Here is a 26,844-nt window from a genome sequence, read left to right on the forward strand (position 1 = left end):
TATCAATGATAAGCCGAAGTTATACTTTCTGACATTACAAAAAAGATACCGGTCGAGCCCAGTACCCCCTTTGCTTAAGAAACGAATTCATAACTAAAATATACTATACTTATCTGCGCGCCTGTTCATTTGAGCTGCTGATGATTCCGAAAAAAATCGTTCCAGGGGTCATTGTTGCCGATCCTTCGGAGAGCCTCCGTCATATTGACACCGTCGGGAGCCACCGCGTCCAGTTCATCCCAGGCGATAGGCATGGACACCCCGGCCCCTTTTCTCGATCTTAGGGAATAAGGGGCAATGCTGGTAGCGCCTCTGCCGTTGCGAATCCAGTCGATAAAGATCTTGTTGGTACGCTTAGCCTTCCTCACATTACTTGTGTAGCGGTCTGGCCACTTCTGCTCCATCACTTCGGCAACGCGCCTGGCAAAATCGTGAAACCCATCCCATAAGATGGCAGGTTTTAAAGGGACGACCACATGGTATCCTTTGCCGCCGCTGGTCTTGAGGTAAGAGTTCAGGGAAAGCTCGGCCAGAATAGTTTTCATATCCCGCACACCCTGGCGCACTCTGCTCAGATCCATTCCCTCATCAGGATCCAGATCAAAAACCAGCATATCAGGCTTTTCCAGCTCGTCAACACGGCTTCCCCAGATATGAAATTCCAGCGTGCCCATTTGTGCTTCGGCGATCAGCCCGGATGTATCCTCAATATAGAAATAGTCTTCCATTTCTCCGCCGCCGGTGGAAATAGGGATGGTGACGATTCCTTGGCTGCCCGGACCGGGATGCTTCTTATAGAAGCAGGTCTGAGAGATGCCCTTGGGACAGCGCACAATGCTGAGAACCCTGCGGCTCACATAGGGCAGCATGCGCTCTGCCACCTGGGCGTAATACCGGATCACATCCCCTTTGGTGATTTCAGGGTCGGCAAAGATCACCTTGTCCGGGTTGCTAATCTTTATTCCTTCAATGATGAGACTGTTGGCGTTTACTTTCATGGGTCTCCCCGCTTCTTTAGCCGCTGATGGATGCTGTATTTCCTCATCGGCTTTATCCTCATCCGCTTTTTCCTTTTTAATATCCCTGGGATTCTTATCCGTCCGCAGGCCTTTGAAGCTTGCCTGCCTTAACAGATGATCTGCGGTCCATTCGGCAAATTTAATTTCCGCGACCAGTTCAGGTTCAAGCCAGGTGATCTTTTCCTTCGACCTGGGCTTGGGCGCGAGTTGGAAAGGTGGCTCCCTTCTCTGTAGGCCCGCAAATTTTCCCTCCAGCTCTTTCATGTCGGCTTCGCTCAGGCCGGTGCCGGCACGTCCGGCATAGACTAATTCCCCGTCTGCATAGACACCCAGGAGCAGGGAGCTTACCCCCCTCGTTTTTTTATCGGAAAGCGTATATCCACCGATCACAAATTCCTGCCTTTTATCGCATTTAAGTTTGATCCAGTCGCCGTTTCTTGCTCCGCTGTAGACGGAATCGGCTTTTTTGCCAACGATCCCTTCCATGCCTGCCTCACAGGCCGCGCGGAAACTTTCCCTTCCGTTTCCTTTCACATGCCGGCTGTAGTGGAGGTTTTTAGGAGCATCCTTCAGCAAAGCTTCCAGGGTTTCCTTCCTGTCAATCAGGCGCTGTCCCCGGAGGTCCGCTCCATCCAGCGCCAGGAGATCAAAGACGATATAAGTCAGGTTTTTGGCCTGGGGATTTTTTATATAGTTCTGCAGTGCCTGAAAATCCGTCTTGCCCGCTGCGTCAGTGATGGCCATTTCGCCGTCCAGAATCATCGCCCTGCCAACCGCCCATTCGACGAGGGAAGAGACGATATCCTGGAACCGTTCGCTATAATCATTGCCGTTCCTGGTGATCAGTCGGACGCTGTTGCCTTCAATATAGGCCAGTATCCTGTAGCCGTCATATTTCAACTCATAAAGCCAATCCTCACCCTTAGGAGCCGTATGGACTAATTGGGCAAGCTGCACGCCGGTACTGCTGAAGGGGTTGCTCGTGATCCTTTCGTCTTCCCCTTCTTCAATTTCCCTCATGGTGCGTCCGGTTCTGACGCTGGTGGTAAATACAGAAATCCCTTCGGCAGTTTTGGCATACTCATCTTTTTCTTTTAATAACAGCCAGTTATCCTGCTTCTCGCCCGCTTTCCCTTTCAAACGCACCAGAGCCCACTTTCCTTTAAGCCTACGTCCTTGCAGAACAAACTTCAGCACACCTGCACGGAGTCCCTCAGCCACATCCCCATAAGGTTCCCAGCACCCTTCATCCCAGAGCATGACGACTCCGCCGCCATATTCCCCTTTGGGAATCGTCCCCTCAAAGTTCCTGTATTCCAAAGGATGCTCCTCCACCCGAATGGCGAGCCTCTTGTCTCGGGTATCGTAGGAAGGGCCTTTAGGCACTGCCCAGCTTAAGAGAGCTCCGTCCCATTCCAGACGGAAATCGTAATGATCTCTGCGGGCTATGTGGTGCTGGACAACATACCTCAGGCCCTCTTGGGCCATTTCTGTTCTCCCTTCCGGTTCCAGGGTTCTGGCAAAATTCCTTTTTTGGTTGTACTCGTTGAGTTTTGCAGTCATACAATTACCCCGGTTCCTTCTCTTTTTTGGCCTTCTCCACGCTGACTTTGAGCCACCATGAGGTCGGTCACCTTTTATCCTCCGTGGCTGGGTAGATCGTGGTCGGGATCGCGCTCGGGATCAGTATGCCAAGAGTTACGACCGATTTACACGATATCATTGTGAAAACACTTCAGAGCTATTGTTTCCAATTGAATTACAAGTATCCGGTCGTTTTCCGTGCGCTTTCTGTCAGATGTAACTGCCTGTTGCAAAGCAAAAAGCACCTCGAATTTGAGGTGCTTTTTGCTTCGAAGACCAAGTGGAGTAGGTTAGTGCGTTCAAGAATTAATAGGAGTTCCTGCATATTTAAGGGGCAGGGTGGATTCCGAAGTTAAATTCACCAGATCATACTTTTGTCCGTCCCAATGTAGTGTCATAGAATATTGAATATGATTAGCATGTTTTGCATTATTTAAATAATCCACATAACTGTCAACCTCATATTTCCCGTCACCTAAACTTTTCACATGACTATCTGTTAAGTAAGAGAATTTAGGGTTACTATCTTTAGGCAATTGAGCCGCTACAATGGCTTTCGAGGTTTCAAATACGTCTACCATTGCTTTTGCGGAATTACTATATCCTGCCTTAAATGACAGTATAGATGTTGGTACAGCTATGACTACTAAAAGAAGAAACAAGTAAATTTTTTTCATTTTAATTAGCTCCTCGTTATAAAGTTATTCAACTTCTCAAAAACGCCATAAATGCTAGATACCTGGCCACAAAACAGATTATCATCCCCCAGCTCATTGAATCTGAAATTTTGATACAGCAGATTGAAGTTCCTGGGCCATGTCAAAAAGAATTTTACTGCCGGCGGCAATTTGTTCGATCGAGGCCGACTGTTCTTGTGTTGAAGAGGATACAGCCTGTGTCTGATCGACAATTGTTTGGCTAACCACGTCAAGATCATGAATAGCTTCTACAATTTGATTGCTTCCCAAGGACGTTTGCTGAATCTCGCCATAGATTTCCCTTATCTGTGCCGAAACAGTATTAACTAAATCATTTATTTCTTTAAATGTTATACCGGCACTAAGTACAACTTCCGTACCAATTGAAACTTCATGAATTCCTTTATTCATAGTCGTTACGGCTTTTTGAGTATTGCTATTAATTAACGATATTAAATCGGCTATTTGTTTGGCTGCGAGGCTGGATTGTTCAGCAAGCGCTCTTACTTCATCAGCCACTACTGCAAACCCTTTGCCTTGATCTCCAGCTCGTGCGGCTTCTATAGCTGCATTAAGAGCTAATAAATTTGTTTGAGATGCAATGCTCGAGATTACATCAACAATTTGACTTATTTCTTTCGATTGTTCACCTAAGTTTTCGATTGCTTCAGCAGAGATGGCAACAGTTTTTTCGATATTATTCATTTGGTCAATCGTTTTATCGATAACATTGCTCCCTCTAAGAGCCGATTCTGCAGCTTTATCAGCTGTATTTACTACTTCTTTGGGAAAATCAAGCATCTTAGTGATTCCATCTTTCATTTTATTGACTACATTTCTCGTATTATCCACTATATTTAGCTGTTTTTCATTCCCGGAAAAGACCTCAACAATTGCAGAAGAAATTTGACTAGATGCTTGAGCCGACTGTTCCGCTCCAATGCTCAGTTCATTTGCCGTTGAAGCAACTTTGTTTGAAGATGACATCACTTTATCGACTATTTCTCGCAAGTTCCTAGTCATAACATTTATAGATTTGCCTAAATGCCCGATGGCATCGTTGCCATTAGCGATAACTTCTGGAGTTTTAAGCTTCCCTTCAGCGACTTGTGTTGCTGCTTCAGCCATAGGTGTTAACTGGTTAGTAAGCTTTCGATTAATAATTAGAGAAAAAACGATAGATACCAATATTATCAAAAGCGTGCCTACGAGAGAATATGTAATGCCAATTCTATTTTCATGGTCCACTATGGCTTGACGCTGAGATACTGTTTTTTGAATATCATCAATATAATTACCTGTGCCAATAACCCATTGCCAAGGCTTAAATTCTAGTGCATAACCCCTTTTAGGATATTGTATCGTATCTTTGGGATCTGCTTTTGGAAACCAATAGTTAATATAACCTCCACCATTAAGAGCAGCTTTGCGGATCTCTTGAATATAGTAGTTGCCTTTGGAATCTTTCGAATTATTCCGGTTAGTTCCAACCAGCGATTGGTTTGTACCATGAAAAACGCAAGTACCATCAATTGTATCTCCCCAATAATATCCTTGCCCGTCATCGCCGTAGCGCATGCTTGTCATAACGTTGACCGCCAGTTGTTTGGCCTGTGCTTCAGTAAGGCTACCTTGCTGTTCTTGCTGATATATTCCATTTAAAGTGCTAATAGCTTGTTGGGTGACAGAGCGAAGCTTTTGGTCATAACTTTCATTCAGAGTTTTCGTATAAAGATCGATACTTTTTTGACTATTATCTTCAATACTTAAGATGTTTATTGTTCCTACTAAAACCGCAACTAAGGCATACACAATAATTAGGATTAAGATACTCCGGTTAAGCTTTACTTTTCTTAACAATTGTCCCTCTCCTTCTTTTTCTAGCCATAATTCGGCTAAGTTATAGTTTTTATTTTCCTATCTCTTGATACTCATCTCCTATTACCTTTATTTCTTTCCTAGCCCATCATTTAATCGAGTATGTAATATTAAAGTTAGTAAAATTATAAATTTAGGAGAGCGATGAATTATAACACCCCTTAACGTCTATAACATTTATAGTATGTTTTGGAGGTTTAATCATCGAAACAAGAATTATTGAAACTAAAGTTAATCCGCCTATAACTAGAAATGTAGGCCTTAATCCTCCGGTTACTGCTGCTATAAACAACCCTGAAAGTGCTCCAAATCCAAAGCCCTGATATATGATGCCATAATTTTTCATTTGCTTATTTAAACCAAAAAATTCACCAATAATAGGAGGAAATAAGGTTATGTTTCCTCCAAAGCTAAAAGCAATTAAGATGACACAGATAGAGAAAATTTCAAAGTTCAAATGCACAAAACTTAAAGCGAATACTGCAATCATTGTTAATGAAAGTGTGAAAATTACTACTTTTAGTCTGCCTACTTTATCAGATAAAGCCCCTAGTAAGATTCTCCCAGTAGTATTAAATATCGCTACCATAGCTACAGCATTCGCAGCTACAGTCGGATTAAGTCCAGCCAATTGGACACCTATATCCTTAACAATCCCAATTAGGTAGAGACCGCTCATGCATGCTGTGAAAAACACAATAAATAAAGTATAAGCTTCCTTCGTCTTTATCATTTCTACTACAGAAAATTCATGATCTGAACCACTCTTAACACTCGAAGTTACCACTGGTGCGTCCTTTAATAATTGAGCACCTGCAAGAATCAAAACCATAGCTATTATTCCCCAATATAAAAATGCTTCAGAAACTCCCTTATAATTAATCAAAGATTCGAGTACATAGTTAAAAATTATGCTGCCGATTCCATATGCCCCGTTTGAAATACCTGATATAAGACCCTTCTTCTCTGGAAACCACTTGATACAATTAGAAATCAAAGTAATGTAAGCAATGCCGTCAGCAGCACCGACTATAATACCGGCCGTTATATATAAAGTAGAAAGTGACGTTACTCTAGATGTTGCAATTAAACCAATTCCTAATAATAAACCTGCAATTGATACAAGTTTTCTAACCCCTAGATTATCTTGAACTCTTCCTGCAGCTAAGGTAGCGAAAGCTAATGCAAAACTCGTAATTGAAAACGTAATTGCTACTTCACTTAGTCGCCAACCATATTTATCCACTAATGGCTGATTAAATAGACTCCACGTAAAGATTGATCCCAACCCCAATTGGGCAATTACTGTACCTAATAAGATTGTCCATCGATGCATGGACTTATTTTTCATTGCCTTTATCCCCTTTCAATTTTTTAAGCGATCATTTCGATTGTTCAAAACATCTTTTCACACCATAAAAAGATAATTTCCGGCCCTATTGCGTTTTAGAATAGATTGAAATGAACCATGTGAGCATCCTCCGCTCGAATTTTATTCCCCCTGCTATAACAGAAATCGCCATCCACACAGGAATGGCGATAAAGGCTTTGCAAAAACAAAGTAGTTTGTCGGTAACCCGGCTGTCTTCAGTAATCTGGAAGACCCGTGGCTTTGCGTCCTTGGCTTTCACCAAGTTTGCCTTTATCGTTTATATTTTATTCAATCCAATTATAGCAACCTATCGTTAAGAAAATAGGCAACCAATGTAAAGATATGGTTAACCTTTAATTAAGAGAATTGAGCTTATGCCTTGGTCCTTTGCTGTTCTTGGTTTATTTAAATAAGTCTTGAATTATTTTTATGGTAACCACAAATAATACAATAGAAATTTACGTTTCAAATACTTTCTTATAAGAAAGGAGTTGAATTCTTTTGTTTAAAGGTATATCGGAAGCAGTTGGAGAATCTTCATTTTTGGGTTTAGTCCTCGCCGGTACAGCAGTCGTTGTATTAGCACCAGCAATGAAAAGTGTTTTGCGCGGTGTTGCATTAGCTACAGCAAAAGGAGTAGTATCAATTACGGAAGGAACTGCCGCTTTAGCCTCAAATGCTAAAGAAGGTTGGGAAGACGTAGTAGCTCAAGCTAAGGCCCAAAAGGGCAATTTAAACAGTAGCACTATCGTTGGGGCAGGAGCAGGTGGGGCTATCGGTGCTTCAATCGGGGGAATGGCTGGACCAGCCGGCGCAGCCATCGGTGGAGGTTTAGGTAGTGTTACGGGAGCTTCTGTTGGCAGTGAAATGAATAACGATACTCAGAAAAATCAACCAAAAGACTAACTAACTTAAATCTTACTTTATAAACTATGAAAAAGTAGCAAGAGGATCCCACTGGGATCCTCTTTGGCTTTTAAAACCACCTTTGATAACTTGTATTGAATACCGTAACGATTGTTCCAATTTCACCAAGAAACGCAGCACTAACATGGTTAATCAAGCCACCGGCACCAAGACCTAAACCTAACACATTTAATCCAATAGCATAATTGATGTTTTGCTTCGCTACTTCTTTCGTTTTTTGAGCTAAGAGAAATGCATCTACAAGCACCTGAGGATTCTGAGTAGTTATTACGATTCCCGCAACTTTTGCCGCAGAATCTGCTCCTTTTTTACCCCAAGATATTCCAACACTTGCTTCGGACATAGCTAGTGCATCGTCAATCCCGTCCCCCAGCATAGCTACTCTATACCCTTGCTTCTTAAGATCTTTAATAAATTCAGCTTTCTGACTAGGATTCATTTTACTATAAAATTCTGTAATTCCTAATTGATTTGCTATTATTTCCGCAACTTCTGATTCATCTCTTGATATCAAGATAATTCTTATTCCAAGAGCTCTAAGCTGTTCTATGGCCTTTCTTACTTCTGGTTTAATTATTTCCCGTACACCAAAAAGGCCACACAGCTTTCCGTCAACAGCAAGGTAAATTGGATTTAAACCTAAATGCCTAAAACGAACAACTTTACTTTCTACTTTCTTAATTTTTACTGATTCCTCAAGCATTAAGGCTTTAGTTCCCAGCAAGATTTTCTTACCCTTAATATTCCCTCTAACTCCCAATTTCGGAATAAACTCTTTTTCCTCTGCTGACAATTTAGGGCCAAAATACGTCTGATACCCTCTTTCCCGAATTATCTTAATTAAAGGATCACAGTCCATTCCTTCAACCTTGGAGGCTATTCTCAACATATCCCTCTCGCTATAATCTTTATTAGTCACAACAATTTCTTCAATTAATACTTCGCTTGCCGTTAATGATGGTATTCTGTCTAAAACAAGAGTATCAACTTGACTTGCCTCCCAGAGATGGATTCCGTTTTTAACATAAATACCTCGCTGCAGCGCTTTCCCAATAGCTACTCCATTTGCTGTGGGAACGGCAAGTCCTGCTGCGGAAGGCGACGCTGCCAGCAATATTGCTAAACTGCGATTTATGCTTCCGGTTAGTAAATAAACTCCCCCTGCGGCCATAAGGGAAAAGTAAACCATTCGATCAATACGTTCTCTAAATATTGCCTCATCGGGGTGAGGTTTTCTATGTAATGCACTTCTTCGTATCCGGTTCAGTTGGGTATGAGAACCCGTTTGTTCTACAATTATCTTTAAAGAGCCGTCTAAAATCTCTGTTCCGGCTAGTACTCTGGAGCCCGATATTTTGTTGATTGGATTAGGCAATCCACTTATCTGGCTTTCATCAACGACAGCAACTCCATCAACCACTTTACCATCAACTGGTATTGTTTCCGCCTTTCGAACCATGACAATATCACCAGATTCTAGTTTATCTAATGGTATTGAAATTTCACTTCCATTACTAATTACCCATACTTTTTCGGGTAGTTTTCCAATTCTTGAGATAATCCCTTTCGTCCTCATAAAATCTAAAGCCATAACCATCTTAGAATAATTGGTAAATAAGATCAGAAATAATCCCGTAAAACTCTCCTGTAATATTAATAAGGAAAAAGTTATACTATTGATAACGAAGTCATAACTTTTTCTTCTCGTTAACTGAGGATGCTTTAACCCCCAAAGAAAAATTGGATAACCTACTAATAAGCCGAAAACAGTTGCTGTAATCTTAACTGTTTTTGAATTGGCTAATATCGAAGGACCGGCTATTTTTTGCTTGGCAAATAATAACACCAAAGCCGATGAAATCAGGAACATTTTATATGCTCTTCGGGTAATCATTGGAGTAAGCTTATCCTGAAAATTAACCGGATAATTCCCTTTTGTTTGGTCATCTACGCATATTATTATACTTAGACCATGCAATATCGTTTCATTAAAATGCACCAGCAATGTTCCTGTTAAAAGATTGGTCCTAACTTGATCTATCCCTTCAATCTTTTCTAAAGCATAGTGAATTCTCTCAGCCAAATATTCATTTCTTTTTAATCCAGGCACTTTAAGTCTAATTCTTCCAGGTGTAAGATGAACATATTTATTCCACATTGTTCCTGTTTCTATCATAATTCGTTCCCCCCTCTCAGTAACAAACATTATTAATATCTAAGAAGAGATTTCCCATTTAGTAACTTCACTATGTACAAAAACAATCACACTTGAGAACATACAATCTACTACTAAATCAAAAAGCCCTGGCGACATTTCAATATGCTCCAGGGCTTTCTTTTGTTGAATTCCTTAAACACTATACACTACTTATATCTAGGCTTCCATCAACTGAGACCTATAAAGATCTTCTTTTTCTAATTCAATTTCAAGCAAATTGATTTTGTGCTCGAGTTTAGCATCCAATATATCATGGGTAGCATAGAAAACGTTAGCTATCTCTTTATTAATCTCGCGAGAAAGCCTCACTTTAAGTGAATAAAGGGCTCCGGCAATTCTTTTACAAATTTCATGATTAAATTCTAAAGTTTCAGCACCAGAATCAATGCCCAAAAATGGTAATATCAGTGTACTAACATCAATATCCAGTAAAGAGATGAGAAAACTATTTTTCAAAAGTGAGTCGATTGAGTCACTTAAAGTTTTTCGAGCGACCGCTTCCACAACTGTAGTAATAAAAACTGTTCTCTGTTTTGTTTCCTGATAATTGGATATTGGAGTATATATATCGTAAATCCAATTTACATAATTGAATTCTCTAAGTTTCCAACCCATTGTTTGATTAAAGCACCGCTTTAGGCAGTTTAAAATAATAGCTTCAGTTTCTTCAACGAGTATTCTTAAATTGTTTACTAAGAAGATCGAACTAGCGCTATCATGTTCTATTTGATTAAAAAACTTATTAAGTTCTACGGAAATTAATCTACGGCAGTCTTCGACGGCCCTTATAGCCTTAATTTCATTATGGTTTCGTCTATTCTGAATAATATTTAGTAATATTTCCTTCTTGGAAATAGATTTATTTTGAGTTTTTCGAACATCCTTAAGGAACATTATTTTAGAATTTTTATGATCCTTCTCAGAGTTTTTTTTATAGAACCATGATTTTGTTATCATGTTTCACCTCAACAAATGTTTTTCTAAAAATATAATACTAAAACATTGTTAGGTGACGGCTAAGTAAATGTAAAAACTAAGTTAAAAAATCTTCGGGGCACCTAGTAATTTTTCCCATAAGATGTATAAGTAAATCCCCCTCTATATTACAACAGAGGGGGGGGATATAAGCATTGTTAAAATTTATTGTAAGTCATGGATCATCTGTTGAGAACCAAGTAAGTTATCTTGTTTGATTATCGTATTCCCCACTTGAACACCAACAATATTTCCCAGGCGGTCTCCTAATACTCCACCTACAATTGTTCCAACAATAGAACCGATACCTGGGAATATAGAAGAGCCAAGCATTGCTCCATACTCTAACCCCGCCATAAGACCTATTGTTTCAGTTACGTTGGTTGTTGTATTTGCAATATATTCATTTTTGCTAATCCTACCGCTGGTAAATTCACGAGAACCCTTAAATTGTGCAATCCCTCCAGAGATTGCTCCCGCCCATAATGTGCCTTTACTAAACATAACAATCCCTCCTTATGTTCTCAATGTCGTATTCGAGGAAAACTAATCCATCCTAACATATTGACACGCTGCTCCTTACCTTTAACCCTAGCGTACTCAAAGAATTGCCCAAGAAATTTCTCCCATTTGTTTCCTACTAGTTTCTGGTTTTCGGGCTTTTCAACGCCAATCTTGAGACTAATGTTTATTGCTGACTCAATATGAGAAAGCGCTTGCTCGATATGGTTATCCAATACCTGATCTTCTGTCATATTATGTATAATACACCTTCCTTATTGTGGAAATATTAGATTATGTGTTAATTCAAGTTTGCTCTCGTCTCATCAGGTAAATCATTAATCTCTTTCGAAAGCTGTTCTTTCATCCTTTCGAACTGCGCTTCAGCAATAATATCCTCTATTTCTTCTTTAGCTAATATTATTGTTGTTTTAGTGCTTTCATACAGGCTTAATGTCCCTCGTACACCAATGACGCCAAGGCCAAGAAAAGTACTTTTAATAACCGGTAGAATGGATGTTGCGGCTAAACCTAGGGCAGCACCTGTTATCAAGCCGCCCTTTTCAAAGTTTTTAAGCACTGATAGTTCCTCCGTTCAATCCTCTTCAGGTATCTGTACATAAGTCTCCGGAGTCATACTTTCTTTTGCCTCTACAAACTCTGAAGAATTTATAATACTGTTCCCAAACGCCGGAAATAAACCCTCAGTGTTTCCGTCTGACAACTCATTCTCACATTCCTCCATTGTGTTACTGGGTAGCAATCTCTCATTTTCACCTTGAGTTAGAGCTATACCTTTTCGGACTTGTAATCTGGATCCTTGAATAATCGCAGAATTATCGGCCAGATGTACCAAAATGTCTCTCGCAAGTAAGTGTGAATGAACCGTAGGCTCAAATATTAGTGATTCATTAGTCTTTTCCTTTAGCATATATCCCAAGTGGCTAAACGAATTTATAAGGTTATTAATAAACAAATCCTCATTCTTAAATTGTATAGACTTCTTATACTGTCTAAAGTTATGAGCAATCACAAAGCTGGAGAGAAACGAAAACGTTAAACCATACACAATAACCTCCGGGTTTACTAAAACCCAATAGCTTGAAAATAGGAGAATAATAAATGGTAGTGCTATGAGCACCAAGGCTTCAAAGTACGCTCTAACGAAACTTCTTATGGTTTTCATATCTCTCCTCCTTTGTACTAAGAATTTATTATAATTTTTCGAGGAAGGTACCAACCATGCGCGGCATTGATTCAATACTTAGTATATTGAGTTTATCTGATAAAATACTGGTAATGATTTGGGCAACACCGACATTTCGTTTAGCCATATCTCTTCTAAGGGATGAACAAGTAAATCAGACCATAGCTAATTGATTGGCATCAAGGACACGAGGTTTTCCATCCAAAAACCGGCTTTGATTGGTGGAAGATACGAGAGAAAGAAATGGCTTTGAGAGTATTGAAACCGAACCGGCGATAAGGAGAATATATAACCAGTGTCGTGGCATAAGTGGGGCAGTATGGAAGAATCCTGCAACCATTGGAACATAGATCGCTCCAAGTAAGGCAAGGAAAGATACTCCTAAGCCCCCTATGAGATAACGGTCTTTGAAAGAATCTTTGATGCTTTCCTTCGAACCTTCTTGTCTCCAGGAAAATGTTTGGGCTAATTGGCCAATGACCAATGCCGTAAAGGCTGCTGTTTGGGCCACAAGCAGAGGCGCTCCAGAAGCCAGGGTCGCCGCAAACAAACCTAATGAGCCAGCCCCGAGCAAGATGCCTCGCGTGATGACTTTAGAATAAAGCTCTTTATCAACGATATCTTGGCGAGTTGTTAGCTTTGTCTTGTTTCCAGGGTTTACGGCTAATACCATTGCAGGGATAGCATCTGTAAGAAGGTTCATTAAAAGGATTTGTATCGGAACAAGGGGCATAGGCAACCCTGCTATAACCGCAACCGCTGTCACTAAAACTTCCGCTAAATTACCGGTCAAAAGACAGCCAATGGCTTTCCTTATATTTCCGATTATGGTTCTTCCCTCTTTGACACCTTCTATAATTGACCCAAAATGGTCTTCCTTCAAAATCATATCTGCAGTGCCTTTAGTGACATCGGTTCCTGTTCGACCCATCGCTATACCAACATTTGACTGCTTAATAGCTGGAGTATCATTAACCCCATCTCCAGTCATCGCAACGATATGTCCACATTTCTGATAGGCTGTTACAATTCGAAGTTTATGCTCAGGTGTTACCCTAGCGAATATGGAAATTTCCTCAACTAATCTAACTAGTTCCTCATCCGAGAGACGGTCTAAGTCCTGGCCGGTCATAACTTTGGCATTTAAATCCCCAAGTCCAAGTTCTTTAGCTATTGCTACGGCTGTAATAGGATGGTCACCTGTGATCATAACTGGCTTGACACCCAGTGCGTAGGCTTCACGAATGCTCTTTTCCACCTCAGGTTTTGGTGGATCCATCATTCCTATTAACCCAACGTAAATTAGTTGATCATTAATTGTTTGGGAATTATTAGGTTCTCCATCTAGCCACTCGGTCGGACAATATGCAAACGCTAATACCCTAAGGGCATCACGTGCGAACGTTTCATTTTGATGACTTATCACTTCTTTTATTTCTTCAGTGAGAGGGTGAATTTCTCCATTAGACTGATACCACTGACAACGATCAAGAATTACCTCTGTTGACCCTTTGCAGAACACAAAACAATCTTGGTCGGACTCAGTATCCCTACAAACTACATTCATTGTTCCAGAATTTGAGTCAAACGGGATTTCGTGTACACGATGCCAGTGAGTCATCTTTTCTTGCCAAAGACCATATTTTGCAGCAAATGTTAGAAGTGCACCTTCCGTTGGATCACCTTTGATACTCCATGATTCATTTTCTTGAACAAGCTTGCTATCATTACAAAGAACTGCAATTCTACCTATTTGCTTTAATTCCGGACACTCTAGTATAGTTTCTTTCGTTATTGAATTTAATGAGTTTATATTAGTAATTGACCCTATAGGTTCATAGCCATTACCTTCTACCGCATAAGTTGATCTCAATGTAGCAATTCTTTTTACTGTCATTTCATTTTTGGTTAGAGTGCCTGTTTTATCGGAACAAATAACCGTTGTCCGTCCCAAAGTTTCCAAAGCAGATAATTTGCGAATCAAGGCGTTTTTCTTTGCCATCCTGAAAATGCCCGCACTTAAAGCAATAGTTATTGTCACCGGTAATCCCTCAGGCACTGCAGAAGCAGCAAGGGTGATTGACGTGGTAATTATTTGGGTGAGTGGGCGACCTCTGAGTAATCCGGCGATGAAGACTAAGGCGCCAGCCAAGGCTGCTCCTTTAACAAATTTCTTACTAATACTCGTAACTTTCTCATGCAGAGGGGTTAAGACTTTCTCCTGCCCTTCCATTAATGACATGAGATAGCCAATTTCAGTTTCCATCCCTGTCTTGACAACAACTCCAATTCCTTTGCCACGTGTCACATCGGTTCCCAAATAAAGCATGTTTTTCCGTTCTGCAAGAGGACAATCTGTATTTAATATTCGAGAATCCTTTATTATAGGAAGAGATTCTCCCGTTAAAGCTGCCTCATTTATTTCGAGATTCCAAGAATTAAGCACACGAATATCAGCAGAAACTCTGTCGCCGGCTTCAAGAGTAACAATATCTCCGGGTAATAGTTCTGAGCCTAAAACCTCAATTGGTTTGCCTTCTCTTGTTACTTTACATACGGGAGATTGAAATTTGTTAAGTGCTTCTATTACCTTTTCGGCTTTTCGTTCTTGAACAGTACCAATTGCTGCATTAGCTAATAGGATTGCTCCCATAGCAAGTCCATCGAACCAAGATCCGGTAGCTAGGGCAAGCATCGAAGTCCCCAAAAGAATGACTGTTGTAAATTCTTTAAACTGTCCCAGATAAGAAAATAGCCATGGTGTTTGTTTTTTTTGCGCAAGTACATTTAACCCAAACTCATTATGCTTTAATTTTATTTGTTCTGCCGTCAATCCTTGATCTTTGTCAACTTTGAATTTATTTAGGATATCTTCGCTAGACAGTGCATGCCAAGAGACTCCTGGTTCTCCCCTACTAGTTTGCAATATCCTTTTTGCCTCATAAGGACCTAATTGTGCTTTCCTGGGATTAGGTTTTAGTTTCTCTGAACTACTTATTCTTTTTCCTCGAGCTAAAAGAATTAAAGTGACGGCATCAGAAAGAAGATTAGCAACCGGCGCTGTTATGGCCAAAGGGATAGCCAGTAAAGTTCCTATTCTATTCCATAGCTTCGCTACAGAAAAGCTGTGATCAGCCGTTGCCTTTATGTTCCTTGAATATTCTATGGTCCTATTTAAATCGCTTATTTTACCCGTGGAGATCAATGGGATTCCATTCAATTGGGACTGGATATCTTGATTTTGATTTTCACCCATGACAAGTAGGACATTATTGCCACTTTCTCGAAATTGAGCGATTCTTTTCAGCATCGTTTCCTTAGTACTACCTAGCCAGCTTGTTTCCAGTCCAAAATTCCCCAGTGTTTCACTGCCCATATTTAAACTGTCTTTTAATACATTGACACCAATATGGTTTTTGTGATAATAGTCTATTCCTTCTAAAAAACCATTCGAACTATATTCTCTTTTTCTGGCTAGAAGACCCAGGAAGACCTTTTCTCTGGCAAGGCATAAAACGTCAAACCCTTTTTTTTGCTTTCTTTTCACTTCAAGTAAATACTGATTACAATTAACACCGTTTTGTTCTAAGAATTTAAGGCTGCCCATTAGGACTTCTGCTTTTTGGATTTTAGCTTTAGTCCCTTGAACCAACTGTTCAATTTTAAACGCAGTACGGATAGTTCCACCGATTGAATTGGCTTTTCTAGTTACTTCGTCTTTCCAAGAATGATCTGTCTTTTTCATAAGCGAAGCCGCCAAATGCCATACCTTTAACTCATTATCTTCATCAGAAATACACTCGATATTCGATAAATGTTCTTTAATAATGAGGGCGGTATCCTCGATTACAATACATTTAGTCTGAGCTAATTCTTCCAAAGAACAATTTTCCGGGACCATATATCCGTTCTTCCGGGCATTAAGATCAGCTTGATCCCATGTATATTGTACTGGTAGTGCCGCTACCCTTGGATTACCTGCCAAGAGAACTGCCATCCCTCGTAGGGGGCTTCCAGTAAAAGCCCAAGTTGCTCCAGCCAAAAGTGTGCTTACCTTACTTGTTTTCTGTATGTATTCTTTCATTTCGCAGGAGAGAGCAGCTTGGCTTACGTTGCTTAAGTTAAGCTCCTCTCTTTTCCACCTTAGAAACTGTAAAATACTTAATCCGGCAAGAACAATCAAATTTTCTCTAACTAAGGCAAGGGCTAGGGCGCTGGCACCAAGAAGGAACTCCGGATTTGCCCATTTGTTTTGGGCCTGCGAAGTATCACGCTTCAATAAAGAGTAACCACTAGTCACTGCAACTAGCGCTGCCAAATTAAAGGCTGTCGAGCTTCTGGCTAAAGCCGATTTCCCCCAAATTAGCTGTTTTACACCAAGGGCACATAAACCTCCAACAGAAAGAGTTAAAGGCAGAGGGACCCCCAATTTTTTGTCTTGGGTCTGAACTAACTGATCTTGGTTAACTGTCCCTAGGTTGGGACTCGGAAAAACCTGAGAATAGTTATTACAGTGTGAGTTTTGCACTTCTCCCTCGATAGTAGTAGCAGCCACTTCATCATAAACCTGTTTCGATATTTGAGACTGTTGAGATAAAACGTCGTTAGAAGCTGACATTTCTAATAACGTGATTTTATATATAACCTCCTCAATCGACATTTTTTGCTCATTATAGGTAATCAGGAGCCTTCCAGTATCTATACATGGGGATATCATTTCTATACCTTCACTTATATCTAACTGTTCAAACAATCGTTCTGCCAGCGTACGGTTGTTTTTTAGTCCATATACTTCAATGCGTAATCTTCCGGGCAACTTACGAACATACCTCTGTTTAACTCGACTAAATAGAATCCCCAATCTCTACCCCCCTAGTCTTACTCCATCCTTATGTGTAACAGATTTTAGTTTATCCTCGAGAGTCTAATTTATTCAAATACTTATAGATAAAAGCCACTGTTTACTCCAATTAAAAATTGCCAGGATTCCCTGAACATTCACTTAGTACGCCAAACCGTACTGAGTAAATCATGAATAAATAATGGTATTACTGGAAATTACTTTAATTGGTTTATTGTTTCTTTAAGGGAGTGTTAATTATGTTAAAGTACATAAAAAAATCCCCTTTTGGGTTTATCCTTGGTGCTGCAGCACTTGTACTTGTAGTATCGCCTGAAGCCAGAGAAGGAGCCCGTAAGGCGATCGTGAAAGGTACTGCCGCCTTATTAAATTTTGCCGACCAGGTTAAAAATTCGTCCTTGCTGGCATCCCAAAATTCACCTGGATTATTGGATGTCCCTACCGAACAGGCATCAGAGAAAAATGATGGACCTACTTAAATCTTAGCTGTATCATATTTCCCATTTTGTTTCATGTTAATTAAAATAACAACTTTACAACATATTCTTTACCCCTCAACAAAGAGGGGTATTTTATTTGCGTTAAATCCAATCAGACCAATTAATGGTAATAAAATATATGAATTTTATCCACAATGTTACAGTTTATTTCGTTGGGTTTGAGAACAATACTAAACTATTATTTTAATGTTAAATCTCAGTTAAATCTCAATGAAATGAGAGACCAAATTATCTGTTTTGGGTTTCTATCTCTATGACCTGGATAACAAATTTAAATGATAACCATAATAAAATAATTTTTTGAGGTGATTAAAATGGACCTAAACAAAACGATACTTATGTTATGGATCGGAGTTGCATCTAACCTTGATAACGCTGGGGTTGGAATTGCATATGGATTAAGAAAAACAAGAATCCCATTAACACCTAACTCTATTATCGCTTTAATGGGTTTCTCATTATCTTGCGTTGGTGGCATATTGGGAAACTGGATTTCTTTTTGTCTTACGCCATTTACATGTCAAATTATTAGCACAACAGTTCTTGTAAGCATCGGAGTTTATGTATTAAGCCAACAATATTTTAACAAAAAACCAAAAGAACACCTTTCAGAGGATAATCTTATACTACGAGTATTGCGCAACCCAGAGGAAGCTGATTTAGATAATTCCAAGTCAATAAGTCTTTTTGAATCAGTAATCCTAGGTATTGCTTTATCCTTAAATAACTTAGCGGGTGGTTTTAGCGCTGGAATTACGCATCTTAATATTTTGATGACATCATCTATCTCCGGTTTTTTCTCTTTCATATGCACCGGCCTATGCGCTATCTTTAGTTTAAAATTTGCTGCCGGACGATTAGGAGAAAAAGCAACCACAATTTCTGGTATTCTTTTGATTTTGGTTGGTGTACGTCAAATAATAAGCTAATAACAAGCGTTTACTTTAGAGTGCGCTTTATAATTCTTAACGCGAATAATGATAAATATATATCTACTGCATCTGATCTTGAGGGGGAACTAAAATGAATCAACAAGCGGAGTGGAATGACGTCGGATTACGTATAGCGCAAGGATTGATGACTTCGATTGAAATGGTTCGTCAATTAGATGTACAGGAAGCCTCTTTAGTTATTCGAGTGTTGGGAAAAAACTGTATTCGTAAGGTGAATGAGGGAGTAGGACATCAGCTGGGTATCGCCTTAATAGAAACGAGTGACGAATTAGCGATGCAAGAAATGTTGATTTTGAAAGATGTTCTCAAAAGAATTAGCGGCATTATCCAGAATCTCGATTTGGTGGCAAATACTGAAGAGGATCACTCAATTGTTACTCAACTTGAAGAGGTAGTAACCAATTGCCAGGCATAAACAGATCAAAGCCTGTCAACGGCAACTTCTTCATCAGTAACAACACCTACAAAGTCTTTGAACTATAAGTCTCCCTTGACTTGGTTTACCGCACGTTGGACTCACTACAATATAAAAAAGTCCCCTCGCTAGGAGAGGTAAGTAAATAATCTATACTATTCTTTTTCCGCTGAATATATCCCGTTAACTTTTTTTATATCATCAAGTATTTTTTCTACATCTATTTGATGAAAGGGTGTTTTCAATTTGTATTCTATTATAGTTCTATTATTCTCTTCTTTTAACAGAGTCATCGAAATATTCCGAGAAACGATTCCATGAGATTCTAAGATTTGATTTATTTCCGTAACCTTATAAGTCCCATTAGTTGTTGATATTTTAAGGATTTGTCTATTCCTAAAAAGATACGTTTCAAAAGAATGCTCTAATACAATAAAAACTAACCCTGTTACGAGGAACGCTGAAAAATAGAATCCTGCTCCCGTCGCTAATCCAATGGCGGAAACAACCCACAGAGAGGCTGCTGTAGTTAACCCTTTAACCGATGCTCCATCTCTTAAAATAGTTCCTGCTCCTAAAAAACCGATTCCAGAAACGACTTGGGCTCCTAGTCGTGCAGGATCTTTATTAACCGTAGTAAAATTAGAAAACGCATACATTGATAAAACCATGATTAATGCAGAACCCAATGAGACTAAAATATGAGTTCTAAATCCTGCAGGACTATCATGTTTTTCTCTTTCATAGCCTACTACTCCTCCAAAAATACAAGCTAACAATAATCTTATAGCCATTTCGTAGTCAGTTATATGCATACTAACATCACTTTTTTCATTATTTAAACCTCCATTTTTCTTCAAACGTTTAAAATGTTATGAATTCCGAGGCCTTAATATCGTTTGGAAAGTCCTTTAGTCCATGATTCATATTTTTAATAATACAAACCCTTTATTTCTTTATTATGGATTATTTACTAATTTTTAACTTTCTATAAGCTAATTCTTAACATTTAAGTGTTACCTATAAATCTGAGGTTAAGATACCTGTTGTACTAAAATACTGCAAAAGTTGGGTTGGAAATATTGGGCCTTAGTACAACCTGAAAAGATTACTGGACAGTTAAATATGAAAAAACATACCGATTTAACTACTAACGCTGGAGTTCTTGTTAAAGTTTTTAATAATTCAGATGAAGCTATGGAATGGCTAAGAAATCAGTAAAAACAACAAAGAGGGCGTTGCCCTCTTTGTTTAATTCATTGAACATGTTCTGTTCATATATTTCACTAGATTTCAGGGTAGTTTATAATCCCCAGATTATATCAAAAATTTATCTTAGGTCCGCCTGATTAAAATTAAAACTGATTCTAAATATCTTTCAACGATATGCTACGGCATTTAATTCTAAATATGACTTAAGCTTAATGAAGAAGGCTTAAGGCTAAACTTAAACCATTAGAAATTAAAGATGCGAATACTTATTAGCATTCGCTTCCTAACGTGTTGTTCTAGATGTTGTTCTAGATATTGTTAAATGTTTGGCTTCCGTTTTCGGATCATCATATTCTGCTTTTCTTAAAGGTTCCAGTCCAACATCTTCTAGGATGGCTTCAACTGTCGCCTTTTCTTGAGCTGTCATACTATTATTATTGTCCCTCCAAATCTTCTATTCTTATTTCATAGACTATTTATCCTAGTAAAGTATATCATGCTTATATTAAGCAACTGTTAAAATTAACTAAATTTTTCGGACTTTAACTACTAAAAAACTTGTATCTAGTTAATTCCTTCATAAATTAAATTATGTCCTGCAAGATCGGGAACTGGTAGAATCTTTTCTGTAATAAATGCAGGTAGTCAATTTAGCTACTGTTGTTCCGCCTCCAATATCGCATCAGCCCTATGCTATCCCTACAAAATAAAAAATCCGCCGCAAAAGGGCAGGTCTTGGACATGATCAATGCGGCAACTGGCTATCATAGTGCTACAAGCACTTTAGGCCCTATGGCTTGGCATCCCTGCCTTTTGGCAGGGATGCCCTTAGCGGTTTTAATTCAGTTTTTTACTTTACCACGCTAGTTATTCCTACTGCTATAAAGCAATGCCGTCCTATCTGTTACAAGATTTCTACATACCCTTCCGCTCCATTGACTCGAATCCTTTGCCCATCTTTAATAAGCTTAGTAGCGTTTTCCACACCCACTACCGCTGGCAAGCCGTATTCCCTGGCAACGACAGAACCGTGGGTCATCATTCCGCCTACCTCCGTCACTAAGCCTTTTATGGAGATAAAAACCGGCGTCCAGCTGGGGTCGGTAAATGTGGTGACCAAAATATCGCCTTCCTCTATGTCGGCATCCTCCATTCTTAAAATGACCCGTGCCCGGCCTTCAATGATTCCGGAGGAAGCAGGTATGCCCGCCAACGCACCTTTCGGGATGTTACCGGTATCGTATTCACCGGATATAACCTCGCCCTCAGACGTCATTATTCGCGGTGGCGTCAGCTTCTCATAGACCTCGTATTCCTCTTTACGCGACCTTATGATGCTGTAATCCAGCCGGTTTGTACGAACAACCTCCCGAAGTTCCTCAAAAGACAGAAAATAAATATCCTCCTTCTCCCGGATAACCCCCTTTTGTACGAGCTTAACGGCCTCCTTCAGCAGAGCCTGCTTAATGACCCAGTAATGCCCGACCATGGTATATTTCGGGTATTCCCGATAACCGGTAAAATTGCGCAAAACGCTGACCATCCTCCTTGTCTTTTTGGCCTTTTGTTTTCCACCGGGCAGCTGGGCCAAACGGTTTAGGAGATCCTGTTCCTTCTGCTCCGCTTCCATCAGGCCTCGCTCAAATGTAGCATTATGAGCACCTGGCTCAAAGTTTTTGATGTTGCCGAGAATCATGGGGACTAGGGCAGTCGGCTGTTCGCTGAAGCGGGGTCTGGTGATATCAATCTCACCGGAACAACGCATGCCGTATTTTTCAAGATACGCCTGTATGGATTTGCTGACAGCATTGCCGCCTTCCAACTTGGCCAAGTCCTCAAAAAAGTCTTATTATTGGCGTGTCGAAAATACTCCATCACTGCCGGATATTGCCGGATGAGGTCTGCTACATCCAACAGCGCCAGCCCCATTTCCGAGGTGATATTGTTGGCTACAGATTGGGAAAGGGAGTCTGCCGCGTTCTTTTCGCCCAGCCACTTTTCCATTTTCTTATTAATCCAACTCACTGCATATACCCCGGCAAAAACCGTTCCCATGCTTTGTGGACCAGACATGACTTCTTTTAATTGCTTATGAGCTTCTATAATGAAGACAAACAGTTCGTCTCCGGACAGGTTGGCAATCCTTTGCTGCAAATCTCTAATAGACGCCTCATTCCGGGACATTAGAGCTTGAACGATGGATGCATCGTTGCTGCGGTATATCTTGATAAACTGAACGGGCAGCTCCCATGTGAAATACCCTGAACCCATACTGAAGGCTTTTTTACCGCGCGCCAATGATTTCATAAAGTCTTTTCGCTTCATTAAGCTCTTGATAGCTGTATGCATGAGAGGGTCCATTTTGCCCGCAGCCATGAGTACGATCTTTTGTCCCGTGGGAGAAGCCAAATCGTGGGCGATATCGATGAACAACCTTCCGCCGATTTGAATCAGGGGAAACTCGTTAGACAATAGATGAAAAAAGGATAACCCCAATGGTTTCATGGCATCGGTCATCATCTGCTGATGGCCGAAGGACATATACACGTGGTTTTTCCCATCTTGCACGTCCTGTATAGGGTAAAGTGTTGTTATGGGACGGCTCTGGACGACAAAGAATTTATTGTCGTACAGGCACCATTCGATATCCTGGGGACGGCCAAAATAGGCTTCAATCCTTCTGCCCAAGCGTTCAAGCTGTAAAATCTGTTCGTCTGTCAGCGTCTGCCTAGTCTGACGTTCGGCCTCGATTCTCTTTTCCTCCGTGCCACCTTCTTTTAAGGCATAGATAGCCAGCTTCTTCGCGGATATTTTCTTATCAAGGATTCTGCCGTCACGTACTTTGTAAATATCCGGGTTGACCAGACCGGAGACCATGGCTTCACCGAGCCCGAAGCCGGCGTCGATGGATACCACGTTCCTGTTCGACGTAATAGGATCGGCAGTGAACATAATCCCCGCTGCCTCCGGGAAAACCATCTTCTGGATGACGACGGAGAGATGGATCTTATCGTGATCAAAACCGTTCTGCAGCCGATAAATCACCGCCCGCTCCGTAAAGAGCGATGCCCAGCATTTGCCGATATGTCTCAGGATAGCTTCTTTGCCGATGATGTTCAGATAGGTATCCTGCTGACCCGCAAAGGAGGCCGTCGGCAGATCTTCCGCCGTGGCACTGGAGCGTACGGCATAAGCCTCTTTATCTCCCAGTTTCTCCAGATGACGTGCTACCGCCGCAGCGATTTCCTCCGTGATGGCCGTCCCTTCGATGGCGCGGCGGATCTTGCCGCTGATGGCAGCGACACTTTCCCGATCCTCCGCTTTGACATGAGAGAGCTGCTCCAGGAGCTCAGGCAACTCCGGCGTTTGCCCGATAGTCTTTTGATAGGCTTCCGTAGTGATGCAGAAACCTTCCGGTACGCTTATTCCCTCTATTTTGGACAGTTCCCCGAGATTCGCGCCTTTACCTCCGACAATGGAAAGCTTTGTTTGGTCAATCTCCTGAAAACCAAGCACATAGGAGTTCATAGCTATTCCCCTTTCGATTTATCTTAAATGACAAAACCAGCCAGGTAATCATATCTGTCAATCCTTAGACACTGCAACGCCTTCCTTGATAATTTTGATAGCATCGCCCAGGTTCTTTAAATACCTTTCCTTATCATATCCGTTCCTGAAATACTCATTTAAATTGAATGTGGAAATCATATTGATAACAAGTTCGGAATCAACTTCCGGTTTGATGAGACCGCGCTCTTTATCACGCTCAAGTATTTTTACATATCTGTCAGTGGATGATTTACGGATTTTCTTAATAAATTCACTGTTATCCATCTCCATCAGCATCGCTGCCTCCACATATCCCGGTTTTACTCTTCCTCGTTCAAGGAATTCTCTGGTTCTATACTTAATCACTTCAAAAACGTCTGCATTCGGATCCATTCCTTTTATGTGGCTGAGTAGTTCTATTTTTTCCTTTGCAACTTCTTCTAGCATATAGAGATAGAGGTCTTCTTTATTATCAAAATATTGATAGAAACTGCCCTTAGGTATATCTGCATTCTTGATGATCTGGTTAATGGATGCTTGGCTGAAAGTCCGGATTGAGAATTCCTTCATGGCAGCGTCGAATATGCGCTCTTTCTTCTCCTCACTTAAATTATAAAAAGTAGTTTTCGGCATACCTTTCGTCCTCCTTCAGCGAATCGGCAGTTATATTATTGACAAAGATATATTCCTCTATTTGTGACCACGTGGTCATATGATGTTTTATTATATGACCACGTGGTCACATTGTCAATGTCTTTAGTTTTCATTGCAGCATCGCTGCTGTTTCATTGCTGATGGTCACGACGGCACAGTTCAATCTCCCCTTTAATCAGCGAAAAAACATCCTATGAATTGTTCTTTACTTTTCAACATATAATATAATAGGTCACCGTGGTCACGGTAATTACGTTGACTACGATGACTACTTTATAATAAACTTGAAAGTGAGGATTATGATGGAGTCTAGAGAGGGTGTCAATAAAATGTCATTAGCAATACCTAAGTTCAATATTCGAGACACAAAGAAGCACTATTCTGAACTTAACAATATCGCTCTAAAAGGAATCGAAGTAATAACATTCAATGCAAATAATGAGAACGAAATGGTATCCCATATTAAAACTTCTTATCTCGATAAACTTTTGTCCAATTTAATTTTTAAACCAGAAATAGAGTTTGATAAAGAAATTGGAATTCATACTGTTTCTCTTCCGGAAATTGACCTTTATGGTGAAGGTCCTACGTTAGAAGCTGCTATCAATAATCTGCTTGATAGCGTTCTGGAATTCCTTAGTATTTATGTTGAGAAACTAGATATGTTTTCAAAAGTTGAGTCTGACCAAAAACAACTATATTTGCTTAAACTTCTAAGATGTCATGGCGATAGGGATTTAATACAGAAAGAGTTAGGTTTGTAAAAATGCCTATACGATTCTGTCAGGGAGATATACGCAAACTTCTTTCACATTTCAATATGAAACCAGAAAAGGGCTCAACGATATATTTGGGAATAGGCAGAGACGGTATTTGGCGTACTTGTAAGTTTGACTACCACAAAGATAAAGATCCTGTAGCCACAGGTACCGCTAAAATAATAGCTACTTCATTAAAATTCAATACTGCATTAGAGATGAAGGAATATATTAACAAATGCCTTTAGAATAAAAATCAAATTTCAACAAGTCTCACCACAAACTACTCAGAAAAGTAAGCTATCAGCGGTGTTTATTGCATCTCCCAATCGGGCAGCATGGCCTCTGCTAACCCCCCTATCGTTGGCCCTTTTTTTCGATCACTCCGATAACCTCATGTCCGGGAATACGCGGATACTCCAGTCCGGGATAATGCATCGAAGATGCACATCGGTTTTTTGGGCGAGCTCTGGGAGCAGCTGACCAACTCCTCAAGCCACTTGCTCCATTTCCCACATGTAAGCAGGTCCTTGGCTTCTTTCAGACGCCAGCCGATCTCGATGGCACCGGCAAAGAGGATTATTTCCCGTCTGGTGTCCGATCGTGTTTAATTCAGCCGCGATGAGGGGCGGCGTACGATCTGTGATCAAATCACTCAAAATCGTTGCCTGTCCTTTCTGCTACTTTATTCGCAGAATATGGATTCAGGCTTATGAGTGTAACAAACTCATATAAACGGCCTGTCCCAAATACGAAGGCGCCTTCGTATTTGGGACAGGCCCGGCTGCTATATAGATTAGATTAGTAAAAACCAATAAAGTATTTAGTAAAGAGGATTTTTTAAAACGATTTAGTTGCAAAAAGTCGTTTAAAATTTTATAAATAACTGTTAAGGTGTTTTGTTAGACTGTTGTTGTAGCTTTATTAGTTCATCCATCTTCTGTATTAGTTCTTTCTCATTTTCCTCTTTACGTCTTAAATACCGTAAAAAACGTACAATTAGGTAAGCAGTGAGAGCAATAAATCCAAGTGGGAAAATAACTAAAAAAAGTGCAGTATAATCAAATTGAATTGGGTTACCTCCCATAATAACACTTCCTCATGTACTCGTTCTGATTCAATTATATTGAATCTCTCTAATGATAATTCAAGTTTTGCCCTGTTAGCTTTTAAATTGATATAATATAACTTCCACATCTTTCCTCCAATTCCTCTCAAGATCACGAAAATAATCCAAAATAAAACAAATAGCCAGATGCCCATTATAAATATGGCGCAATCTGGCTATTCCTCACCCACACTGTTTTCCAAATTAATATAGTCTCAAGGTTAGTCCCGGAAAATTATTACACAATTCAAATCCCTATTCTAGAAGCTGCTTGAGGAGCAGCTTTCAGTGTGTCTGTTTTCTTAAACTTACCACTGTCTCAACGTGCGTAGTTGTGACTTCATTGATGTTTTCTCAAGAACACCACGTGGCCCGAGTTGCCATTATTGATGTCAGCGTTCTTGGGAACAAGTCAACCGTTTTTTTGCGCTTTCGCGGTATGTGGAAATATATCA

General features: G+C 40.2%; 22 protein-coding genes, 1 pseudogene and 2 riboswitches. Of the genes and pseudogenes, 5 read left to right on the top strand and 18 right to left on the bottom strand.

Annotated elements, in window-relative coordinates; translation table 11 throughout:
* Positions 1–125: 125 nt before the first annotated feature.
* The 4 genes from ligD to VZF35_RS05405 all read right to left on the bottom strand — a co-directional run bounded on the left by ligD (position 126) and on the right by VZF35_RS05405 (position 6,530).
* Entirely contained in the window at positions 126–2,582 is a 2,457-nt protein-coding gene (gene ligD, locus VZF35_RS05390; protein ID WP_407311697.1) for a DNA ligase D, read from the bottom strand.
* 320 nt (positions 2,583–2,902) lie between these two features.
* Positions 2,903–3,280 carry a hypothetical protein gene (locus tag VZF35_RS05395; protein ID WP_407311699.1) on the bottom strand — a complete coding sequence of 126 codons (378 nt, stop codon included), beginning with the start codon at positions 3,278–3,280 and terminating at the stop codon, positions 2,903–2,905.
* A gap of 93 nt (positions 3,281–3,373) precedes the next feature.
* A complete protein-coding gene (locus VZF35_RS05400) occupies positions 3,374–5,161 on the bottom strand; it encodes a methyl-accepting chemotaxis protein (protein WP_407311701.1) in 1,788 nt (595 codons plus the stop codon).
* A 151-nt stretch (positions 5,162–5,312) separates the two neighbouring features.
* Positions 5,313–6,530 (bottom strand): OFA family MFS transporter, encoded by a 1,218-nt coding sequence (locus VZF35_RS05405; RefSeq protein WP_407311703.1) that lies wholly within the window; start codon positions 6,528–6,530, stop codon positions 5,313–5,315.
* 217 nt (positions 6,531–6,747) lie between these two features.
* Positions 6,748–6,830: riboswitch (cyclic di-GMP riboswitch) on the bottom strand.
* Positions 6,831–7,052: 222 nt separating this feature from the next.
* On the opposite strand from VZF35_RS05405, the gene VZF35_RS05410 reads away from it, so the two are divergent.
* A complete protein-coding gene (locus VZF35_RS05410; RefSeq protein WP_407311705.1) occupies positions 7,053–7,457 on the top strand; it encodes a glycine zipper domain-containing protein in 405 nt (134 codons plus the stop codon).
* 70 nt (positions 7,458–7,527) lie between these two features.
* On the opposite strand, the gene VZF35_RS05415 is transcribed toward VZF35_RS05410, so the two are convergent.
* The 7 genes from VZF35_RS05415 to VZF35_RS05445 form a co-directional block, all read right to left on the bottom strand.
* Positions 7,528–9,654 (bottom strand): heavy metal translocating P-type ATPase, encoded by a 2,127-nt coding sequence (locus VZF35_RS05415; RefSeq protein ID WP_407311707.1) that lies wholly within the window; start codon positions 9,652–9,654, stop codon positions 7,528–7,530.
* A 198-nt stretch (positions 9,655–9,852) separates the two neighbouring features.
* The gene (locus tag VZF35_RS05420) at positions 9,853–10,653 is read right to left on the bottom strand and encodes a hypothetical protein (protein WP_407311709.1); all 801 of its coding nucleotides are present in this window, start codon (positions 10,651–10,653) and stop codon (positions 9,853–9,855) included.
* Between the two features lie 183 nt (positions 10,654–10,836).
* Positions 10,837–11,175 carry a hypothetical protein gene (locus tag VZF35_RS05425; protein WP_407311711.1) on the bottom strand — a complete coding sequence of 113 codons (339 nt, stop codon included), beginning with the start codon at positions 11,173–11,175 and terminating at the stop codon, positions 10,837–10,839.
* 20 nt (positions 11,176–11,195) lie between these two features.
* A complete protein-coding gene (locus VZF35_RS05430) occupies positions 11,196–11,426 on the bottom strand; it encodes a hypothetical protein (RefSeq protein ID WP_407311713.1) in 231 nt (76 codons plus the stop codon).
* A 47-nt stretch (positions 11,427–11,473) separates the two neighbouring features.
* Positions 11,474–11,752 (bottom strand): DUF5132 domain-containing protein, encoded by a 279-nt coding sequence (locus tag VZF35_RS05435; RefSeq protein ID WP_407311715.1) that lies wholly within the window; start codon positions 11,750–11,752, stop codon positions 11,474–11,476.
* Between the two features lie 15 nt (positions 11,753–11,767).
* Positions 11,768–12,358, bottom strand: a complete 591-nt coding sequence (locus VZF35_RS05440; protein ID WP_407311716.1) for a hypothetical protein — start codon at positions 12,356–12,358, stop codon at positions 11,768–11,770.
* A 175-nt stretch (positions 12,359–12,533) separates the two neighbouring features.
* Complete coding sequence (locus VZF35_RS05445; RefSeq protein ID WP_407311718.1) at positions 12,534–17,240, bottom strand: HAD-IC family P-type ATPase; 4,707 nt, start codon at positions 17,238–17,240, stop codon at positions 12,534–12,536.
* A gap of 239 nt (positions 17,241–17,479) precedes the next feature.
* On the opposite strand from VZF35_RS05445, the gene VZF35_RS05450 reads away from it, so the two are divergent.
* The 3 genes from VZF35_RS05450 (at position 17,480) to VZF35_RS05460 (ending at position 19,108) form a co-directional block, all read left to right on the top strand.
* Positions 17,480–17,719 carry a hypothetical protein gene (locus tag VZF35_RS05450; protein ID WP_407311720.1) on the top strand — a complete coding sequence of 80 codons (240 nt, stop codon included), beginning with the start codon at positions 17,480–17,482 and terminating at the stop codon, positions 17,717–17,719.
* A 359-nt stretch (positions 17,720–18,078) separates the two neighbouring features.
* Entirely contained in the window at positions 18,079–18,669 is a 591-nt protein-coding gene (locus VZF35_RS05455) for a manganese efflux pump (protein WP_407311722.1), read from the top strand.
* Between the two features lie 94 nt (positions 18,670–18,763).
* Positions 18,764–19,108 carry a recombinase gene (locus VZF35_RS05460; protein WP_407311724.1) on the top strand — a complete coding sequence of 115 codons (345 nt, stop codon included), beginning with the start codon at positions 18,764–18,766 and terminating at the stop codon, positions 19,106–19,108.
* Between the two features lie 155 nt (positions 19,109–19,263).
* Here the strand turns inward: VZF35_RS05460 and VZF35_RS05465 are convergent, their stop codons facing one another.
* The 4 genes and pseudogenes from VZF35_RS05465 to VZF35_RS05480 form a co-directional block, all read right to left on the bottom strand.
* Positions 19,264–19,923 (bottom strand): MgtC/SapB family protein, encoded by a 660-nt coding sequence (locus VZF35_RS05465; RefSeq protein ID WP_407314470.1) that lies wholly within the window; start codon positions 19,921–19,923, stop codon positions 19,264–19,266.
* A 680-nt stretch (positions 19,924–20,603) separates the two neighbouring features.
* A complete protein-coding gene (locus VZF35_RS05470; protein WP_407311726.1) occupies positions 20,604–20,747 on the bottom strand; it encodes a hypothetical protein in 144 nt (47 codons plus the stop codon).
* Between the two features lie 322 nt (positions 20,748–21,069).
* A riboswitch (cyclic di-GMP riboswitch) is annotated at positions 21,070–21,157 on the bottom strand.
* A gap of 67 nt (positions 21,158–21,224) precedes the next feature.
* Positions 21,225–23,848: pseudogene (ppsA, locus tag VZF35_RS05475) on the bottom strand (phosphoenolpyruvate synthase).
* Between the two features lie 57 nt (positions 23,849–23,905).
* The gene (locus VZF35_RS05480) at positions 23,906–24,502 is read right to left on the bottom strand and encodes a TetR/AcrR family transcriptional regulator (protein ID WP_407311728.1); all 597 of its coding nucleotides are present in this window, start codon (positions 24,500–24,502) and stop codon (positions 23,906–23,908) included.
* A gap of 350 nt (positions 24,503–24,852) precedes the next feature.
* On the opposite strand from VZF35_RS05480, the gene VZF35_RS05485 reads away from it, so the two are divergent.
* On the top strand, positions 24,853–25,287 hold the full coding sequence (locus VZF35_RS05485; protein WP_407311730.1) for a hypothetical protein: 435 nt from the start codon (positions 24,853–24,855) through the stop codon (positions 25,285–25,287).
* Between the two features lie 388 nt (positions 25,288–25,675).
* Here the strand turns inward: VZF35_RS05485 and VZF35_RS05490 are convergent, their stop codons facing one another.
* The 3 genes from VZF35_RS05490 to VZF35_RS05500 all read right to left on the bottom strand — a co-directional run bounded on the left by VZF35_RS05490 (position 25,676) and on the right by VZF35_RS05500 (position 26,368).
* A complete protein-coding gene (locus tag VZF35_RS05490) occupies positions 25,676–25,843 on the bottom strand; it encodes a DUF3102 domain-containing protein (protein ID WP_407314472.1) in 168 nt (55 codons plus the stop codon).
* Complete coding sequence (locus VZF35_RS05495) at positions 25,773–25,940, bottom strand: hypothetical protein (RefSeq protein ID WP_407311732.1); 168 nt, start codon at positions 25,938–25,940, stop codon at positions 25,773–25,775. The genes VZF35_RS05490 and VZF35_RS05495 overlap by 71 nt, the downstream gene beginning before the upstream one ends.
* A 230-nt stretch (positions 25,941–26,170) precedes the next feature.
* Positions 26,171–26,368, bottom strand: a complete 198-nt coding sequence (locus VZF35_RS05500; RefSeq protein ID WP_407311734.1) for a hypothetical protein — start codon at positions 26,366–26,368, stop codon at positions 26,171–26,173.
* Between the last annotated feature and the right edge of the window lie 476 nt (positions 26,369–26,844).

The sequence above is a fragment of the Desulfosporosinus paludis genome (assembly GCF_045689965.1).
Lineage (GTDB): Bacteria > Bacillota > Desulfitobacteriia > Desulfitobacteriales > Desulfitobacteriaceae > Desulfosporosinus > Desulfosporosinus paludis.

Coding starts and splice junctions, on each gene's coding strand:
- ligD (WP_407311697.1), bottom strand. CDS start 2,582: ATGACTGCAAAACTCAACGAGTACAACCAAAAAAGGAATTTTGCCAGA.
- VZF35_RS05395 (WP_407311699.1), bottom strand. CDS start 3,280: ATGAAAAAAATTTACTTGTTTCTTCTTTTAGTAGTCATAGCTGTACCA.
- VZF35_RS05405 (WP_407311703.1), bottom strand. CDS start 6,530: ATGAAAAATAAGTCCATGCATCGATGGACAATCTTATTAGGTACAGTA.
- VZF35_RS05415 (WP_407311707.1), bottom strand. CDS start 9,654: ATGATAGAAACAGGAACAATGTGGAATAAATATGTTCATCTTACACCT.
- VZF35_RS05420 (WP_407311709.1), bottom strand. CDS start 10,653: ATGATAACAAAATCATGGTTCTATAAAAAAAACTCTGAGAAGGATCAT.
- VZF35_RS05425 (WP_407311711.1), bottom strand. CDS start 11,175: ATGTTTAGTAAAGGCACATTATGGGCGGGAGCAATCTCTGGAGGGATT.
- VZF35_RS05430 (WP_407311713.1), bottom strand. CDS start 11,426: ATGACAGAAGATCAGGTATTGGATAACCATATCGAGCAAGCGCTTTCT.
- VZF35_RS05440 (WP_407311716.1), bottom strand. CDS start 12,358: ATGAAAACCATAAGAAGTTTCGTTAGAGCGTACTTTGAAGCCTTGGTG.
- VZF35_RS05450 (WP_407311720.1), top strand. CDS start 17,480: ATGTTAAAGTACATAAAAAAATCCCCTTTTGGGTTTATCCTTGGTGCT.
- VZF35_RS05455 (WP_407311722.1), top strand. CDS start 18,079: ATGTTATGGATCGGAGTTGCATCTAACCTTGATAACGCTGGGGTTGGA.
- VZF35_RS05460 (WP_407311724.1), top strand. CDS start 18,764: ATGAATCAACAAGCGGAGTGGAATGACGTCGGATTACGTATAGCGCAA.
- VZF35_RS05465 (WP_407314470.1), bottom strand. CDS start 19,923: ATGCATATAACTGACTACGAAATGGCTATAAGATTATTGTTAGCTTGT.
- VZF35_RS05470 (WP_407311726.1), bottom strand. CDS start 20,747: ATGACAGCTCAAGAAAAGGCGACAGTTGAAGCCATCCTAGAAGATGTT.
- VZF35_RS05480 (WP_407311728.1), bottom strand. CDS start 24,502: ATGCCGAAAACTACTTTTTATAATTTAAGTGAGGAGAAGAAAGAGCGC.
- VZF35_RS05485 (WP_407311730.1), top strand. CDS start 24,853: ATGTCATTAGCAATACCTAAGTTCAATATTCGAGACACAAAGAAGCAC.
- VZF35_RS05500 (WP_407311734.1), bottom strand. CDS start 26,368: ATGGGAGGTAACCCAATTCAATTTGATTATACTGCACTTTTTTTAGTT.